The organism is Streptomyces sp. NPDC059477 (genome assembly GCF_042749375.1).
In the GTDB taxonomy this organism is placed as follows: Bacteria; Actinomycetota; Actinomycetes; order Streptomycetales; family Streptomycetaceae; genus Streptomyces.
Map to the genome: position 1 here is coordinate 132,483 of NZ_JBHYUG010000007.1, position 15,143 is coordinate 147,625.

The window sequence follows — 15,143 nt, forward strand, 5'->3', positions numbered from 1 at the left end:
GGAACGGATCCGGCGGATCCTGGGTGAGCCGCGGGTCCGGAGCAGGTCAGCGGGCTCCGGCGTGGCGCGGCGTCAGCTCGCGGGGCCTCGCCAGGCCTGGACGTGACTGGCGAGAACGGCCTCGGTCCTGGGGAAGGACTCGGGATCGCTCAGACCCACGGCGCGCGGCTTCCGGTCCGGATGCCAGGTGTAGCTGCCGAATATTCGGTCCCACACCGCCAGGTCCGAGCCGTAGTGGCCGGCCTCCGACAGGTCCGTGCTGTGGTGCAGCCGGTGCTGTTCCGGCCCGGCCAGGATGTGGTTGAGGCGGCCCAGGCGCACATCGATGTTGGCGTGGATGAAGTAGCCCTGGGTGATGACGAAGAGGCCGACCGCGGCCACGGCGTCCTGCGAGAACCCGAGCAGGCTCAGCGCCAACTGCACACCGGTCTGGGCGAGCAGCACGTCCACGACATGATTGACGCCGTTGTTGGCGACATTGACCTTCTCCGGCACATGGTGGACGCCGTGCAGCCGCCACAGCCAGCGGTTGGTGTGGCCGAGGCGGTGCACCGAGTAGCTGACGAGCGAGCCCACCAGCAGGGCGAGCGGGATCTCGGCGGCCAGCGGCAGCCCGGGGCGGGCCGGTGACAGCACGCCGACGAGCGCGACCACCAGGAACTGCGCGGTCACGCTGCCGAGCACGGTGAGCACGTAATAGACGCCGTACCAGCCCCATTCGACGCGGCTGGGGTGCCAGGAGCGGTCATAGGGGATGAGCCGCTCCAGGAGCACGAGGTAGCCGATGACGCCGTACTGGAAGACCGTGGTCGTGAGCGCGCGGTCGAGGTCCCAGGAAAGCACCGCGACGGCCGTGGCGACGGTCGCCAGCAGCAGCACGGGGTAGGCCACTCGACGTAATAACACGGACGACCAACCCCCCTCCCGAGACCCCGAGTTCCTCTTTCTCGTACGTGCCCCCGGCGACCGTCGGTAATCATTTCACGACTAAGAGTGATTGTATGACTTTCCGTTACCGTGGGGACGCTCGGTAGTCGTCTGTTCACAGCGGGCTAGGATCGCGCCATGGTGACGGCTCGGGCGGCTCTGGTGGCGGGAATCCGCGCCGTGCTCGTCCTGGCCCTCGCGCTCTGTTCCGTCCTGCACACGCTCCCCGACGACAGCGCGCACGCGGCGTCTCCCGTCCTCGCCGCCGCCTCGGCGTCGCCCTCCGGCGAACTGCCGCACCAGCCGCACACCCCGCACGACGCCGACCACTGCGCGGCGGACATCACCGTCCGCACCACCGAACAGTCCCCGGAGGGCCCGCCCTTCGGCGCGCTGGCCCTCGCGCTGCTCGGCGACGCCGGGGCCGTCGCCCTCGTACCGACCCGGCCGCGGCGTGCGGCCCGCGGGCGGTGCCGCGGCCGTACGGCGCTCGCCCGCACCTCGCGCTGGCGGATCTAGCCCCTCGCCCGCGGCCGGACCACACCCCGGCCGCCGCGCACCCATGACCGGCAGCAACACGATCACCCGTACCAGTACGGCGATCCGTGCTGCCCGCTGCCGTACGCCGCCGCAGCGGCGAGCCGCCGCAAACCGCCGTCATGGGGCGCGAGATGACACCGCACAGGCGACCGTCGTCATCGACCGAGCGAGAGCGAACACACAGGCATGCAGTCATCGACCACGACCACCCTCCTCCCGGGCCGGTCGGCCCTGTCCGGGCTGGTGGGCAACACCCCGCTGCTGTGGGTGCCGGAGCCGCCCGACCCGGCCGGGCGCGGGTTCTGGGCCAAGCTGGAGGGGTTCAACCCCGGCGGCATCAAGGACCGGCCCGCGCTGTACATGGTGGAGCGGGCGCGCGCCCGGGGGGAGTTGCGGCCCGGCGCCCGGATCATCGAGTCCACCAGCGGCACCCTCGGCCTCGGCCTGGCCCTGGCCGGGACGGTGTACGGCCATCCCGTCACCCTTGTCACCGACCCGGGCCTGGAGCCGTCCATGACCCGGCTGCTGACGGCGTACGGCGCCCAGGTCGACATCGTGCCCGACCCGCACCCCACCGGCGGCTGGCAGCAGGCCCGCCGTGAGCGCGTCGCCCACCTGCTGGCCCGGCATCCCGGCTCCTGGTGCCCGGACCAGTACGGCAACCCCGACAACGTCGCCGCCTACACCCCGCTGGCCCTCGAACTCGCCGCCGCGATCGGCCATATCGACGTCCTGGTGTGCAGCGTCGGCACGGGCGGGCACTCCGCGGGCGTCGCGCGCGTCCTGCGCCAGCTCCACCCCGAGCTGAGTGTCGTCGGCGTGGACACCACCGGCTCGACCCTCTTCGGGCAACCCGCCCGCCCCCGCCTGATGCGCGGCCTCGGCTCCAGCATCCACCCGCGCAATGTGGCCTACGAGCAGTTCGCCGAGGTGCACTGGGTCGCCCCGCACGAGGCCGTGTGGAGCTGCCGCAGGCTGGCCGCCGCCCACTACGCCACCGGCGGCTGGAGCGTCGGCGCGGTCGCGCTGGTGGCGGGCTGGCTGGCCCGCACCAGGCCCGCGCACACCCGGATCGCGGCCGTCTTCCCGGACGGCCCGCAGCGCTATCTGAGCACGGTCTACGACGACGACTACTGCGCCGCCCACGGACTGCTGGACACCCCGCCCGCGCCCGAACCGGAACTGATCGGCAGCCTCGGCGAGAAGGAGGTCACCCGCTGGACGCGCTGCACGGAGGTGGTCGATCCGCTCACCCTGGAAAGGACCGAGGGGACGGCCGCCGCCACCGGGGCGGGGGAGACGGGCCGGTGAGGGACACGCTCCGACAGTTCCGTTCCCACGACCGCGCGGTCCGGCTGCTGATGGTGAACCAGTTCACCATCAACCTCGGCTTCTACATGCTGATGCCGTACCTGGCCGCCCATCTCTCCGGCACCCTCGGCCTGGCGGGCTGGATCGTCGGACTCGTGCTCGGCGTGCGCAACTTCAGCCAGCAGGGGATGTTCCTGGTCGGCGGGACGCTCGCCGACCGGTTCGGGTACAAGCCGCTGATCGTCGCCGGATGCCTGCTGCGGACCGCCGGGTTCGCCACGCTCGGCCTGGTGGACTCGCTGCCCGCGCTGCTCGCCGCGTCGGCGGCGACCGGGCTGGCCGGGGCGCTGTTCAACCCGGCGGTACGGGCCTATCTGGCGGCCGGCGCGGGAGAGCGCAGGGTGGAGGCCTTCGCCCTGTTCAACGTCTTCTACCAGGCGGGCATCCTGCTCGGCCCGCTGGTCGGGATGGTGCTGACCGGCGTCGACTTCCGGGTCACCTGCCTGGTGTCGGCGGCGGTGTTCGCGGTACTGAGCGCCGTACAGATCCGCGCGCTGCCCGCCCGCCGGGGAGCGGTGAAGGAGAGCGGGCCCGAAGGCGTCCTCACGCAATGGCGGGGCATCCTCGCCAACCGCCCCTTCCTCCTCTTCGCCGCCGCCATGACCGGCTCGTACGTGCTGACCTTCCAGGTCTATCTCGCGCTGCCGCTGGAGGTGCGGCGGCTCGGCGGGGACGGGTCCGGCGGGACGGTGGCGGTGGCGGTGCTCTTCGCCGTCTCCGGGCTGGCCGCGATCGCCGGGCAGACCCGGGTGACGGCCTGGTGCGCGGCCCGGTACGCGCCCGGCGCGGCGCTCGTGCGGGGGCCGGCGGTGATGGGGCTCGCCTTTGTGCCGCTGCTGCTCGCGACCGCCGTGCCGGTGCCGGAACCGGGGGCCGGGCGGTGGCTGCTCGCGGCGGTGCCGCCGACGCTGGCCGCGCTGCTGCTGGCGATCGGCACGATGATCGCGTACCCGTTCGAGATGGACACCATCGTCCGGCTGTCCGGGGACCGGCTGGTCGCCACCCACTACGGCCTCTACAACACCGTGTGCGGCATCGGTATCACCGTCGGGAACCTCGCCACGGGCGCCGCCCTGGACGCCGCCCGCTCGGCCGGGGTGCCCGCACTGCCGTGGCTGGTGCTGAGCGGGCTCGGGGCGGGGTGCGCGGGGGCGCTGTACGGGCTGCATCGGAGTGGGCGGCTGGCAGCGGGGGCCAGCGTCACGCCGGTGCCCGTCTGATGGCGGGCCGCGCGGTCCTCAGGAGGCCCGTTCGGTGGCGGGGCCCAGGGAACGTTCCAGCACCCCGGCCAGGTGGTCGGTGAAGACCGCGCGGGCGTCCGGTGTCAGGGAGCGCAGGGCGACCAGGGCCGTGATGGCGACGTCGCACAGCTCCGCGCGGACGTCGTCCCAGGTGTGGCTGGTGCCCTTGCGGGGGTTGTGACCGGTGGCGCCGATCGCCGCCTGGGCGACCTCGCCGACCTCCTCCGACAGCTTCAGCAGACCTACCAGCAGCAGCTCCCAGTCACCCTCGCGGCGCTCATGGTTCAGCCAGGCGTGCAGGGCGTCGACGGCCGTGAAGAGGTCGTCGGCCCCGGGTGGGGGGGAGTTCGGTTCGCTGTCCCGTTCGCTCATGGAAGGCAGCCTGTCATGACTCCCGGCCGCTACTCCCCGTCGTACGGCGGCCAGGCATCGCCCCAAGCGGCGTCCCGCGCGGCCTTGTAGAGGTCGCCGTGGCGCTTGGTGACCGTCGTGCGGCGGAGCTGTTCGTCGGCCTCGCAGAGGTCCAGCAGCACCTGGCCCTTGCGGATCTGCGGCTTGCGGACGACGCGGGCGGGGGCCGGTGCGGCCGGGAGGCGGGTGGCGGCGACGTAGGAGAACTTCTCGTCCTCGTACGGCAGTGAGCCGCCCTTGACCTGGCGGTGCAGGGAGGAGCGGCTGACCCGGGCGGCGAAGTGGCACCAGTCGCTGCCGGGCACGATCGGGCATCCGGCGCTGTGCGGACAGGGCGCGGCGATCCGGAACCCGGCCGCGATCAGCTGTGCGCGGGCGGCGAGGACGCGGGTGTAGCCGTCGGGGGTGCCGGGTTCCACGACGACCACGGTCTGCGCGGCGGTGGCGGCGTCCAGCAGCCCGGCGCGGGCGCTCTCGGTCAGCTCGCCGAGCACGTAGGAGACGGTGACCAGATCGGCGGCGTCGATACCGAGCCCGGACCCGATCCTGGCCCGCTGCCAGCGGGCGTCGCGCAGCTCCGGGCGGGCGGCGGCCAGCTCCCGGCCGAGGGCCAGCGCGGGCTCGGCCCAGTCCAGCACGGTGACCGGCCGGGTCCCGTCCCAGGTCGCGCTCACCGCCCAGGTCGCGGCGCCGGTCCCGCCGCCCACATCGACATGCGTACGGGGTGCCCAGCCGGGCACGGCATCGGCGAACGCCGCGAGGGCCGCGCTGACCGCCGCGAAGGTCGCCGGCATCCGGTAGGCCGCGTACGCCGCCACGTCCGCCCGGTCCCGCAGCACCGGCGCGTCGGTCGGGGTGCGCCCCCGGTACACGGTGATCAGCCGCTCCACGGCCTGCGCGGCCTGCCTGGACGGCAACCCGTCGAGCAGCCCGGCGAGCGCGGCACGGAGGGAGTCGGCGGCGGATTCTGGGGCGTTCACCGTGCGATTCTCTCAGGCGGACGATGATGGCGGGGACCGGTGGCGGGAGCGGGGATGAGTGTGCGGCTGGCGGCGTACGCCGTGTGTGTCGAGGGCGGACGGGTGCTGGTCGCCCGTCATGTGTCGCCGAAGGGTGAGAGCACCTGGACGCTGCCGGGCGGCAGGGTCGAGCACGGGGAGGACCCGTTCGACGCCGTGATCCGGGAGGTCGCCGAGGAGACCGGCTGCGAGGCGGTGGTCGAACGTCTGCTGGGCGTGGACTCCCGGGTGATCCCGGCGGCCGAGCGAGCGGTGCCCGGCCTGCCCGACCACCAGAACGTCGGCGTCTTCTACCAGGTCCGGATCACCGGCGGCCACCTGAGGCCCGAGCCGGACGGCGACATCGCCGAGTCGGTCTGGACCCCGGTTCCCGATGTCGCCCGTCTGCGCCGGTCCTCGCTGGTCGACATCGGCCTCGCCCTGGCCCGGAGCCGCCCGGCGACCGGCCATGTCGCAGGGGTCCCGGTCGGCGGCCTGATCCAGCACTGACCGCTATCGCCGCTGCTGTCCGGGGAGGAGCCCCCTCACCCACCCCGCACGGCCCGGGCCAGCCGGGTCCCCGCCGCCGCTCTCGGGCGGCTGTCGGGTGGTCTGCGGACGGGGTGGACGGTGTTGGCCAGGAGGATCAGGAAGGTGTCCGTCGCCGGGTCCAGGACCAGGGACGTACCCGTGAAGCCGGTGTGACCGGCGGCGCCGTGGCCGGAGAGTTCGCCCATGAACCAGGGCTGGTCGAAGGCGAAACCGAGGCCGGGCGGGGTGAGCAGGAGGGCGACGAACTCGGGGCCGAGGATGCGGGCGGGGCCGTACGCGCCGCCCGCGAGGAGGGTGCGGCACAGGACGGCCAGGTCGCGGGCGGTGGAGAAGAGGCCCGCGTGACCGGCGACGCCGCCCAGCGCCCAGGCGTTCTCGTCGTGGACCTCGCCGCGCAGCATGCCCCGGTCGGCCTTGGCCCAGGGGCGGCGCTGGTCCTCGGTGGCCGCCGCGCCGGGGCGGGGGCCGAAGCCGGTGGCGGTCATGCCGAGCGGGCGGGTGATCCCGTCCCGGACGAGGGCGGCGAGGCCGTGGCCGGAGACCCGTTCCAGGATCTGCTGGAGGAGCAGCATGTTGAGGTCGGAGTAGCGGTACACGCCGGGCGCCCCCACCGGGACCTCGGCGCGCAGCAGGGCCTGGCGGGCGGCGGCGTCGGCGCAGTCGTACAGGGGGGCCTCGGGGCGCAGCCCGGAGGTGTGGGTGAGGAGCTGGCGTACGGTCACCCCGCGCCGGGCGACCGCCCGGAACTCAGGGAGGTAGGCGCCGACCCGGGCGTCGACGGCCAGGTTGCCCCGTTCGATCTGCTGGACGGCCGCGACGGTGGTGCACAGCTTGGTGAGGGACGCCACGTCGAAGGGGGTGTCGACGGTCATGGGGACCCGCCGGTCCGGCGGGAGTTCGACGCCGGTGCCCGTCCTCGGGTCGTACGCCCGGTAGCGGACCGCCAGGCCCGCCGCCTCCCGTACCGCGACCACCGGGCCGCGCCCGGCGACCACGACCGCGCCCGGAGCCCAGGGGTGCTCGCCCCGGGTCAGGGCGCGTACCTCGGTCACGAGCCGGGCGAGTTCGCCCGGGTCGAGCCCGGCGCGCTCGGGGGTGCCGTCGCGCAGTCGCTGTGCGCTCAGCTCTCCTCCCGCACGTGCGTCGTGCGTGCCCGGCGGCTCCATGGGCCGCACATACCCGCGAACGCGCCCACCGCGAGCAGGGCTGCCGCCAACTGGACGACGGCCATCGGGACGGCGGTGTCCTCACCGGCCACCCCGACCAGCGGCGAGGCGATCGCGCCGATGAGGAAGGACGACGTACCCAGCAGCGCGGAGGCGGACCCGGCGGCGTGCTTGACGCGGGTCAGGGCGAGGGTCTGCGCGTTGGGCAGCGCGAGGCCCATGGCCGACATCAGCACGAACAGGCCGGCGGCGACCGGCACCAGCCCGACCTCGCCGAACACGCCGGTCGTCATCAGCAGCAGCGCGGCCGACGACAGGACGACGATGCCGAGGCCCACGCCCAGCACCCGCTCCAGCGACACCCGCCCGATGAGGATCCGTCCGTTGATCTGTCCGCAGATCACCAGCCCGATGGAGTTCACGCCGAACAGCAGGCCGTAGGTCTGCGGGGAGGCGCCGTAGATCTCCTGGACCACGAACGGCGAGGCCGCGACGTACGCGAACAGCGAGGCGAAGGCGAAGCCGCCGGCCAGCATGTATCCGGTGAAGGGCAGGTCGGTGAGGAGTGAGCGCATCGCGCGCAGCGCCTCCCCGACGCCGCCCGCGTGCCGCCCGGCGGGCGGCAGGGTCTCCGGGAGCCTGGCCCAGACGATCAGCGCGAGCAGCACTCCGACGACCGTGAGGACGACGAAGACGCCCCGCCAGTCCGTCGCCCGCAGGACCTGCGCGCCGATCAGCGGGGCGATGATCGGGGCGACGCCGGAGATCAGCATCAGGGTGGAGAAGAAGCGGGCCATCTCCACCCCGTCGTACAGATCACGTACGACGGCCCGCGCGATGACGATCCCGGCGGCGCCCGCGAGTCCCTGGGCCAGCCGGAAGGCGACGAGGGTCTCGATATTGGGGGCCACCGCGCACAGGGCGGTCGCCAGGACGTACACCGCGAGGCCGATGAGGAGCGGGCGGCGGCGGCCCCAGCGGTCGCTCATCGGGCCGACGATCAACTGCCCGAGCGCCATACCGGCCAGACACGCGGTGAGGGTGAGCTGCACGGTCGCGGCGGGCGCGTGCAGCGCGTCGGTGACCTCCGGGAGGGCCGGGAGGTACATGTCCATGGCCAGCGGGGGTGTGGCGGTGAGTCCGCCGAGGATCAGAGTGACCAGCAGGCCGGTACGGCGTGCGGCACGGACGGGCGACCGCGGTTCGGGCGCGGTCGCCTGTCTGAGATCCGGTATGTGTGCCCGGCTTTCGGGCATGGTGGTTCCCCTCCCTAGGTGTGCGGTGCCGTCCCTATGCTCTCAGCTCGAACAGCGTGCGAAGCTTCGTGAGGATTTCTGTAGGTGACGGGGCGAGCGGGAGTGAGGACGAGCGGCGATGACGGCTGACAGCGTGCGGTGGGGGATTCTGGCGACCGGTGGGATCGCCGCGTCCTTCACGGCGGATCTGGTGGACCTCCCCGACGCGGAGGTGGTGGCGGTCGCCTCGCGCTCCACGGAGTCCGCGAAGGCGTTCGCGGAACGGTTCGGCATCGCGCGGGCGTACGGCGACTGGGGCGCGCTCGCCGCCGACGAGGACGTGGACGTGGTGTACGTCGCCACCCCGCACGCGGCGCACCGGGCGGCGGCCGGGCTGTGCCTGGCGGCCGGGCGGAACGTGCTGTGCGAGAAGGCGTTCACCCTGAACGCGCGCGAGGCCGGGGAACTGGTCGCGCTGGCGCGCGAGCACGACCGCTTCCTGATGGAGGCCATGTGGATGTACTGCAATCCGCTCATCCGGCGGCTGAAGGCGCTGGTGGACGACGGCGCGATCGGTGAGGTGCGCACGGTGCACGCCGACTTCGGGCTGGCCGGCCCCTTCCCGCCCGCGCACCGGCTGCGCGACCCGGCCCAGGGCGGCGGCGCGCTGCTGGACCTGGGCGTGTACCCGGTGTCCTTCGCGCATCTGCTGCTCGGCGAGCCGGCCGGTGTCACGGCGAGCGCGGTCCTCTCCGACGAGGGCGTGGACCTCCAGACGGGCGCGGTACTGACCTGGGACGGCGGGGCGCTGGCCACCCTGCACTGCTCCCTGGTCGGCGCCACCGCCACGACCGCGTCGGTCACGGGCGCGCTGGGCCGCATCGACGTCCCCGGCGGCTTCTTCAACCCCGAGCGCTTCGTGCTCCACCGCGCGGGCCGTGACCCCGAGGAGTTCGCACTGGCCCCGGCGGACGGCCCCCGCAACACCCTCAAGCACGAGGCCCGCGAGGTGATGCGCGCCCTGCGGGCCGGGGAGCGGGAGTCCCCGGTGGTTCCCCTGGAGGGCACCCTCGCGGTGATGCGGACGCTGGACAGGATCCGGGGGCGGGTGGGGGTGCGGTATCCGGGCGAGGGCGAGTAGCGGGGGCGTTTCTATTGGCGGGACCGGCGGGACCGGCGGGGGCGGCGGGGGCGTTTCGGCCGGCGGGGCCGGCGGGCGTTCCTGGGCCACCCAGACCGCCTGGACACCGCCCGGGATCGTCCAGGTCGCCCTGGCCGACAGCCCTGACGCCCTCAGCGGGCCGGGGCAGGCAGAGGGGCGTCAGCCCGGCGCCCCGCCTCCGCGGCCTCCGTCGCCTCCGCCACCCCTTCGTTTTGGATGGTGACGGGCGCGGCGCGGCCCGGTCCCCGTACCCTGCGGCCTCATGGATGCCATGGGAACTGCGAAGCACCCCCACCCGGACGGATCCCGGATCGCGGTCGTGACCGGCGCGGGTTCCGGGATCGGCCGCGCGGTCGCCGCCGAACTGCTGCGGACCGGCTGGTCGGTGGCGCTGGCGGGTCGGCGGCCCGAAACCCTGGAGGAGACGGCGGCACTCGTGCCGGACGCCGACTCGCTCGTCGTCCGCACGGACGTGGCCCGGCAGGAGGACGTGGCCGCGCTGTTCGACGCGACCATCGGCCGGTACGGGCGACTTGACCTGCTGTTCAACAACGCGGGCACGTTCGGGCCCGGCGGGGTGCCGGTCGAGGAACTGTCGTACGACGCCTGGCGGCATGTGGTGGACACCAACCTCAACGGGGCGTTCCTGTGCGCCCAGGCGGCCTACCGGCAGATGAAGGAGCAGGACCCGCGGGGCGGCCGGATCATCAACAACGGCTCGATCAGCGCCCACACCCCGCGCCCCCGCTCGGTCGCCTACACCGCCACCAAGCACGCGCTGACCGGCCTCACCAAGTCCCTGTCCCTGGACGGCCGTCCGTACGGCATCGCCGTCGGCCAGATCGACATCGGCAACGCGGCCACCGACATGACGGCGCGCATGCAGTCGGGGGTCCTCCAGGCCGACGGCTCGGTCGCCCAAGAGCCGGTGATGGACGCCGCCGATGTCGCCAGAACCGTACGGCACATGGCGGAACTGCCACTGGAGGCGAACATGCAGTTCGTGACCGTGCTGGCGACGGGGATGCCGTTCGTCGGGCGCGGCTGAGCGGGGTGGCACACCGTCACCGGGCCTCGCCCTTCACAAGCTGCACAAGCGGAGTCATTTGGTCCGGGCTATTGCGGCCGGTGACGCGCCTATGCTCAACTCGTCTCCACCAGAGCTTCACACTTGGGGGACCGGGCTTCCGTAGTCGGCCCCAAGAGGGCGCCTTCCGTAGCCCGCTCCGAGGGGGGAGGCGGCCGTCCCGCGCCCGGAAGGGGGTGGACCTCGCGAGGGACCGCGAGGTGCGCACCGGATCGCGGGACGGCCGCGCCAACCCGGCGGCTCTGGTCGCTCCGCCCGTTCCTGTCTCTCCGTCCGCTCCGGGTTCTCAGGCCTGGCCCGTCTCGAAGCGTGAGATGTGGCCGTCCGGTTCGACGACGAAGCTCCAGCGGGTGCGCATCTCGCCCCATGTGTCGTTGCGGTAGCCCGCGATGAGCGAGCGGCCGTTGTCCGACTCGACCTCCAGATGGCCGTGGGAGGAGAAGATCTCCCGGTCGATCCAGTCGTCCAGGTCCCGGTCGGAACCGTCGTCCGCCATCGTCGCGTCGGGGGTGAGCAGCGCCATCAGGGCGTCCCGGTCATGGGCGTTCACGGCGGCGACGAACGCGCGGACGGCCGGATCGCTGAGCTTGGCGGTCTGAATCGTCATATCGGCCAGCCTCACACCGCCCACCGGCCCTCGCCACCCGAACGCCCACCGGCCCCGCAACTCGAACGGCCACCGGCCCCGCCACTGGAACGCCCACCCGCTCCGCCACCCGAACGGCCGCCGGGGCGGGGCGGCCCGTCGGTCCCGATGCCACGGTGTACGGATATCGGGATATCGGGACATCTGGGTATCTCGCTACGGATCCGTACTCACCGGGAGCCACTGTGACCTGCTACGACCGACGTGATCTGGGCCTGCTGCTGCTCCGGCTGTCCACCGGTGGGGCGCTCGCGGCGCACGGCACGCAGAAGCTGTTCGGCTGGTTCGGAGGGCACGGCATCGAGGGGACCGGCCGGTACATGGAGTCCGTCGGTTACCGGCCCGGCCGGCAGAGCGCGGCCGTCGCGGGCCTGTCGGAGGCGGGCGGCGGGGTGCTGCTGGCGCTGGGCCTGGCGACCCCGGCGGCCGGGGCGGCGGCGGCCGGGGCGATGGCGGGCGCGACGGCCGTGGACGCCCCGAACGGCTTCTTCGTGCAGGGTGGCGGCTACGAGTACGCCGCCGCCCTCGGCCTGGCCGCCACCGGCCTCGCCGTGTCCGGCCCCGGCAGGCTGTCCCTGGACCACGCCCTCGGCCACACCCTGGACCGCGGCTGGATGGTCCCGGCCGCCTTCGGCGTCACCACGGCCGCCGCGGCCGTGGTGATCGGCCTGCGCACCCGGCGGCTGCGGCGAGGGACGGAGGGGGAGCAGGGGGCGCTGTTCGAGGAGGGGCAGGTGGTGGCGGGGGAGTAGGGGAGTAGGGGGAGTAGGCGGACTGGAGGGGGAGTCGGGGCCGGCGGCTATGACCCGGTGGGCTCTCCTTCTCGGCCTTCCTGGGCCGCCTGACCCTCCTGGCTCGCCTCGTCCGCCGGGCCTTCCTGTGCTTTCCTGCCCTCCTGCTGCTTCTCCTTCAGCTTGCGCAGCAGCTCCCGCTTCTGGGCCTGGGCGTCCAGGCCGGCGCCCACCGGGGCACCGGACTTACGGCCGCGCAGGGCCGAGCGGCCGAGGTGGGACCGGGTGCCGCCGACTCCGAGCATGTTTCCCGAGTTACGACTCATGGGGCCACTCTCTCTTTCTCCGTCATGGGCGAGACGCTCCGTCTCGCCTTTTCCGCGTCTTCAGCATTCGCGAGACGCTGCGTCTTGTCAACCTGATAAATTCAGGCCATGGCAGCCACCAAGCCCACCCCCGACGCCTCCCGCCGCAGCGAGAAGTCCCGCCGTGCGATCTACGCCGCCGCCCTCGAACTGGTCACCGAGGCGGGATACGCCAGGACCACCATCGAGGGCATCGCCGCCCGCGCCGGAGTCGGCAAGCAGACCATCTACCGCTGGTGGTCCTCCAAGGCCGACGTCCTGATGGAGGCGTACCTCGACCTCGCCGACCAGACCGCGGAGCAGACCGCCGATCAAGCCGCCGATCAGGCCGGTGCCGACCCCGCCCCCGGCAACTATGCCCTCCCCGACACCGGAGACCTCGCCGCCGACCTGAAACTCGTGCTGCGCGCCACCGTCGACGAACTGCTCGACCCCCGCTTCGAGGTCCCCTCCCGTGCCCTGGCCGCCGAGGGCATCGCCGACGCGGCGGTCGGCCGGGAGGTCGTCGCCAAGCTCCTCGAACCCTCGCTCCAGCTCTACGTCCAGCGCCTGCGCGCCGCCCAGCGCGCCGGTGACGTACGCCCCGACCTCGATCCCCGGATCGCCCTGGAGCTGTTCGTCTCCCCGCTCGCCCAACGCTGGCTCCAGCACACCGCGCCCATCTCCTACGACTACACGGACACCCTGGTCGACTACGCACTGTACGGACTCGCACCCCGCTAGGGAGCGCCCCCGGCCGCCCCACATCGCCCTGGACGTCACTCCGTACATCACCCCGCCCGTCACCCACACGGGCGCCGCGCGGCGCCCCGTAAATCCCGGCAAGGCACCCGATGCCACCCACTTCCGATGCACCCCGGATGTCTGCTCCGCACCCCCGGAGCGCGCGATGGTGGGACCATAGGGCATGCTGTCCGCACAACGGCGAGGGCGAGGGGATAGATGAGCGCGGAGTTCGGCGGCCGTACCGGCCGGCAGGGCAAACTCGCCCAGTGGCTGCACAAACGCCGCCCGAAGGGGACCGCCGCCGACGTCGGCGGTCGGGAGTCGCTGCTGCTCGCCGCCGCCGCCGCGGGACTGCCGCTGGCCCCCGCCGCGCACCCCGCCCCCGGCTACCGCTGCTCCTGCGACCGGGTCGGCTGTCCCACCCCCGCGCGGCACCCGGTGTCATTCGCGTGGCAGACCCAGTCCACCACCGACCCCGCCCAGATCGAGCGCTGGGCCCGCCACCAGCCCCAGGCCAACTTCATCACCGCGACCGGCATGGTGCACGACGTGCTGGACGTGCCGGTCCAGGCCGGGCGCGAGGCGCTGGCGGGGCTGCTGGCCGCGGGCATCGACGTCGGCCCGGTCGCCGAGAGCGACGAGGGGCGGATGCTGTTCTTCACCCTCACCCGGGGCACCCCCGAGGACGAGGACGAGTGGTGGCCCTGCGAGCTGGACAGCCACCCCGAGACCCGGGACGAGCACCCCGGCCTGCGCTGGCACTGCCGCGGCTCCTACGTCCTGGTCCCCCCGGCCCGGCTGCTCGGTGACGGCCACGAGGTCCGCTGGATCCGCGGCCCCGAACACCCGCTGCCCGACCCGCTGACCCTCCTGGAACACCTCACCGACGCCGGCGCCCGCCACCCCGACCCGTCCGGCCCGGACCACCCGTCGGCGGCCTGGCCCCTGCATCGCTGAACCCTCTCCGAGAGACGGTCACCTTCCCCGCCGGCCGTGCGAGGGCGCCCTTCGGCCCGCCCACAGGCCCGCCCACCGGGCCGCTCCAGCGGTCGCCGCCCGCCCGTCCACCGGAACCCGGCGGGCAGCGCACCGCGCCCCCGGCCGCCTCCTACTCCCCCTGCGCCGAAGTCAGCCCCTGGACGCGCCCGAGGATCGTCACCCGCTGGTCGCCGCTGGCTCGCGGCGGGGTCAGGACCACCTCGTTGGAGACGAACTCCATCGTCAGGGACTGTTTGATCTCGCCCTTGGTCAGAGCCAGGACGGCTTCGTCCGGGGTGGGGACCGAGGAGCCGGTGTGGGCGGTCTGCTTCTCGAAGTGGCGGGTTGCGAAGAACACCAGCGCGCCCCCGTCCGCCGTGCGCAACGCGAGCGGCGCGTAGTCGCCGCCGGTCAGCGGCTCGTCGATGTACTGGGTCGCCAGGCCGGGCCGGGTCGCGTTCTCCGCCCGCTGCTCGCGCCAGCCGGAGGTGTGCGGGCCGGCCGCGAAGGTGTCGCCGCCGTCCTTGAGGTACGTGGCGTAGTCCTGGCTCAGGTCCTGCGGCGGTACGGCCAGTCCGGCCGAGTCGGCCGGGACCGGTTCGGCCCAGCCGTCCGCGTCCTTCTTGAACGCGGGCACCTCGCCCGGCGCGACCAGGGTCAGGAAGGCCGCCTCCCAGGGCTGGTCCAGGGCGTCGCGGGTGAACACGAACAGCCAGCGGCTCTCCCCGCCCTTGTTGCCCTGCGCGTCGGCCAGGAACCAGCGCGGCCAGCCGGCCTTCTTCGGGATGGTGAACCGCGCGTCCGACAGCGTCAGCGGCGCGTGGTCCGGGTTGCCCTGCGGACTGCCCGCCCGGCCCGCCGTCAGCCGGGCCGCGTCGATGTCCGAGAGGGCGCCGGTGACATGACCGGCGTCCAGCGAGGTGTCGTACGCCTTGTCGGCCGCGTTGTGAGGCTCGCTGTCAAACATCTGGACCCTCACGCGGGCCGCCACGGTCGGTGGGGGGCGC

General features: G+C 73.5%; 17 protein-coding genes. 9 read left to right on the plus strand and 8 right to left on the minus strand.

What is annotated here, in order from left to right:
• Nucleotides 1–72 precede the first annotated feature (72 nt).
• On the minus strand, nucleotides 73–906 hold the full coding sequence (locus tag ACFXAZ_RS05905) for a sterol desaturase family protein (RefSeq protein ID WP_384585690.1): 834 nt from the start codon (nucleotides 904–906) through the stop codon (nucleotides 73–75).
• A gap of 159 nt (nucleotides 907–1,065) precedes the next feature.
• Here ACFXAZ_RS05905 and ACFXAZ_RS05910 point away from each other — a divergent pair, with 159 nt between their 5' ends.
• From ACFXAZ_RS05910 to ACFXAZ_RS05920, 3 genes are all read left to right on the plus strand, one after another.
• A complete protein-coding gene (locus tag ACFXAZ_RS05910) occupies nucleotides 1,066–1,446 on the plus strand; it encodes a hypothetical protein (RefSeq protein ID WP_384585693.1) in 381 nt (126 codons plus the stop codon).
• 207 nt (nucleotides 1,447–1,653) lie between these two features.
• On the plus strand, nucleotides 1,654–2,778 hold the full coding sequence (locus tag ACFXAZ_RS05915; protein ID WP_384585695.1) for a PLP-dependent cysteine synthase family protein: 1,125 nt from the start codon (nucleotides 1,654–1,656) through the stop codon (nucleotides 2,776–2,778).
• Entirely contained in the window at nucleotides 2,775–4,058 is a 1,284-nt protein-coding gene (locus ACFXAZ_RS05920) for an MFS transporter (RefSeq protein ID WP_384585698.1), read from the plus strand. Before ACFXAZ_RS05915 ends, ACFXAZ_RS05920 begins: the two co-directional genes overlap by 4 nt.
• An 18-nt stretch (nucleotides 4,059–4,076) precedes the next feature.
• Here the strand turns inward: ACFXAZ_RS05920 and ACFXAZ_RS05925 are convergent, their stop codons facing one another.
• Both ACFXAZ_RS05925 and ACFXAZ_RS05930 read right to left on the minus strand, forming a co-directional pair.
• Nucleotides 4,077–4,451: a MazG-like family protein gene (locus tag ACFXAZ_RS05925; RefSeq protein WP_384585701.1), complete on the minus strand. Its 375-nt coding sequence runs from the start codon at nucleotides 4,449–4,451 to the stop codon at nucleotides 4,077–4,079.
• A 29-nt stretch (nucleotides 4,452–4,480) separates the two neighbouring features.
• Nucleotides 4,481–5,470: a small ribosomal subunit Rsm22 family protein gene (locus tag ACFXAZ_RS05930; RefSeq protein WP_384585703.1), complete on the minus strand. Its 990-nt coding sequence runs from the start codon at nucleotides 5,468–5,470 to the stop codon at nucleotides 4,481–4,483.
• Nucleotides 5,471–5,524: 54 nt separating this feature from the next.
• Here ACFXAZ_RS05930 and ACFXAZ_RS05935 point away from each other — a divergent pair, with 54 nt between their 5' ends.
• Nucleotides 5,525–5,998, plus strand: a complete 474-nt coding sequence (locus ACFXAZ_RS05935) for an NUDIX hydrolase (RefSeq protein WP_384585705.1) — start codon at nucleotides 5,525–5,527, stop codon at nucleotides 5,996–5,998.
• 35 nt (nucleotides 5,999–6,033) lie between these two features.
• Here ACFXAZ_RS05935 and ACFXAZ_RS05940 read toward each other — a convergent pair whose 3' ends face one another.
• Both ACFXAZ_RS05940 and ACFXAZ_RS05945 read right to left on the minus strand, forming a co-directional pair.
• Nucleotides 6,034–7,206, minus strand: coding sequence for a serine hydrolase domain-containing protein (locus tag ACFXAZ_RS05940; RefSeq protein ID WP_384585707.1), 1,173 nt, complete (start codon nucleotides 7,204–7,206; stop codon nucleotides 6,034–6,036).
• Nucleotides 7,161–8,462: a multidrug effflux MFS transporter gene (locus tag ACFXAZ_RS05945; protein WP_384585709.1), complete on the minus strand. Its 1,302-nt coding sequence runs from the start codon at nucleotides 8,460–8,462 to the stop codon at nucleotides 7,161–7,163. The genes ACFXAZ_RS05940 and ACFXAZ_RS05945 overlap by 46 nt, the downstream gene beginning before the upstream one ends.
• Before the next feature lie 118 nt (nucleotides 8,463–8,580).
• On the opposite strand from ACFXAZ_RS05945, the gene ACFXAZ_RS05950 reads away from it, so the two are divergent.
• Together ACFXAZ_RS05950 and ACFXAZ_RS05955 are read left to right on the plus strand one after the other, a co-directional pair.
• Complete coding sequence (locus ACFXAZ_RS05950; protein ID WP_384585711.1) at nucleotides 8,581–9,582, plus strand: Gfo/Idh/MocA family protein; 1,002 nt, start codon at nucleotides 8,581–8,583, stop codon at nucleotides 9,580–9,582.
• A gap of 292 nt (nucleotides 9,583–9,874) precedes the next feature.
• Nucleotides 9,875–10,651, plus strand: coding sequence for an SDR family oxidoreductase (locus tag ACFXAZ_RS05955; protein WP_384585713.1), 777 nt, complete (start codon nucleotides 9,875–9,877; stop codon nucleotides 10,649–10,651).
• A 325-nt stretch (nucleotides 10,652–10,976) separates the two neighbouring features.
• Here ACFXAZ_RS05955 and ACFXAZ_RS05960 read toward each other — a convergent pair whose 3' ends face one another.
• Nucleotides 10,977–11,297, minus strand: coding sequence for a nuclear transport factor 2 family protein (locus tag ACFXAZ_RS05960; protein WP_384585715.1), 321 nt, complete (start codon nucleotides 11,295–11,297; stop codon nucleotides 10,977–10,979).
• 224 nt (nucleotides 11,298–11,521) lie between these two features.
• Here ACFXAZ_RS05960 and ACFXAZ_RS05965 point away from each other — a divergent pair, with 224 nt between their 5' ends.
• Nucleotides 11,522–12,088 (plus strand): DoxX family membrane protein, encoded by a 567-nt coding sequence (locus tag ACFXAZ_RS05965; protein WP_384585717.1) that lies wholly within the window; start codon nucleotides 11,522–11,524, stop codon nucleotides 12,086–12,088.
• A 47-nt stretch (nucleotides 12,089–12,135) separates the two neighbouring features.
• Here ACFXAZ_RS05965 and ACFXAZ_RS05970 read toward each other — a convergent pair whose 3' ends face one another.
• Nucleotides 12,136–12,393: a DUF6243 family protein gene (locus tag ACFXAZ_RS05970; protein ID WP_384585719.1), complete on the minus strand. Its 258-nt coding sequence runs from the start codon at nucleotides 12,391–12,393 to the stop codon at nucleotides 12,136–12,138.
• A gap of 108 nt (nucleotides 12,394–12,501) precedes the next feature.
• On the opposite strand from ACFXAZ_RS05970, the gene ACFXAZ_RS05975 reads away from it, so the two are divergent.
• Together ACFXAZ_RS05975 and ACFXAZ_RS05980 are read left to right on the plus strand one after the other, a co-directional pair.
• Nucleotides 12,502–13,155 (plus strand): TetR/AcrR family transcriptional regulator, encoded by a 654-nt coding sequence (locus tag ACFXAZ_RS05975; protein ID WP_384585720.1) that lies wholly within the window; start codon nucleotides 12,502–12,504, stop codon nucleotides 13,153–13,155.
• Nucleotides 13,156–13,374: 219 nt separating this feature from the next.
• The gene (locus tag ACFXAZ_RS05980) at nucleotides 13,375–14,115 is read left to right on the plus strand and encodes a bifunctional DNA primase/polymerase (protein ID WP_384585722.1); all 741 of its coding nucleotides are present in this window, start codon (nucleotides 13,375–13,377) and stop codon (nucleotides 14,113–14,115) included.
• A gap of 151 nt (nucleotides 14,116–14,266) precedes the next feature.
• Here ACFXAZ_RS05980 and ACFXAZ_RS05985 read toward each other — a convergent pair whose 3' ends face one another.
• Nucleotides 14,267–15,127, minus strand: coding sequence for a hypothetical protein (locus ACFXAZ_RS05985; RefSeq protein ID WP_384585773.1), 861 nt, complete (start codon nucleotides 15,125–15,127; stop codon nucleotides 14,267–14,269).
• Nucleotides 15,128–15,143: the final 16 nt, after the last annotated feature.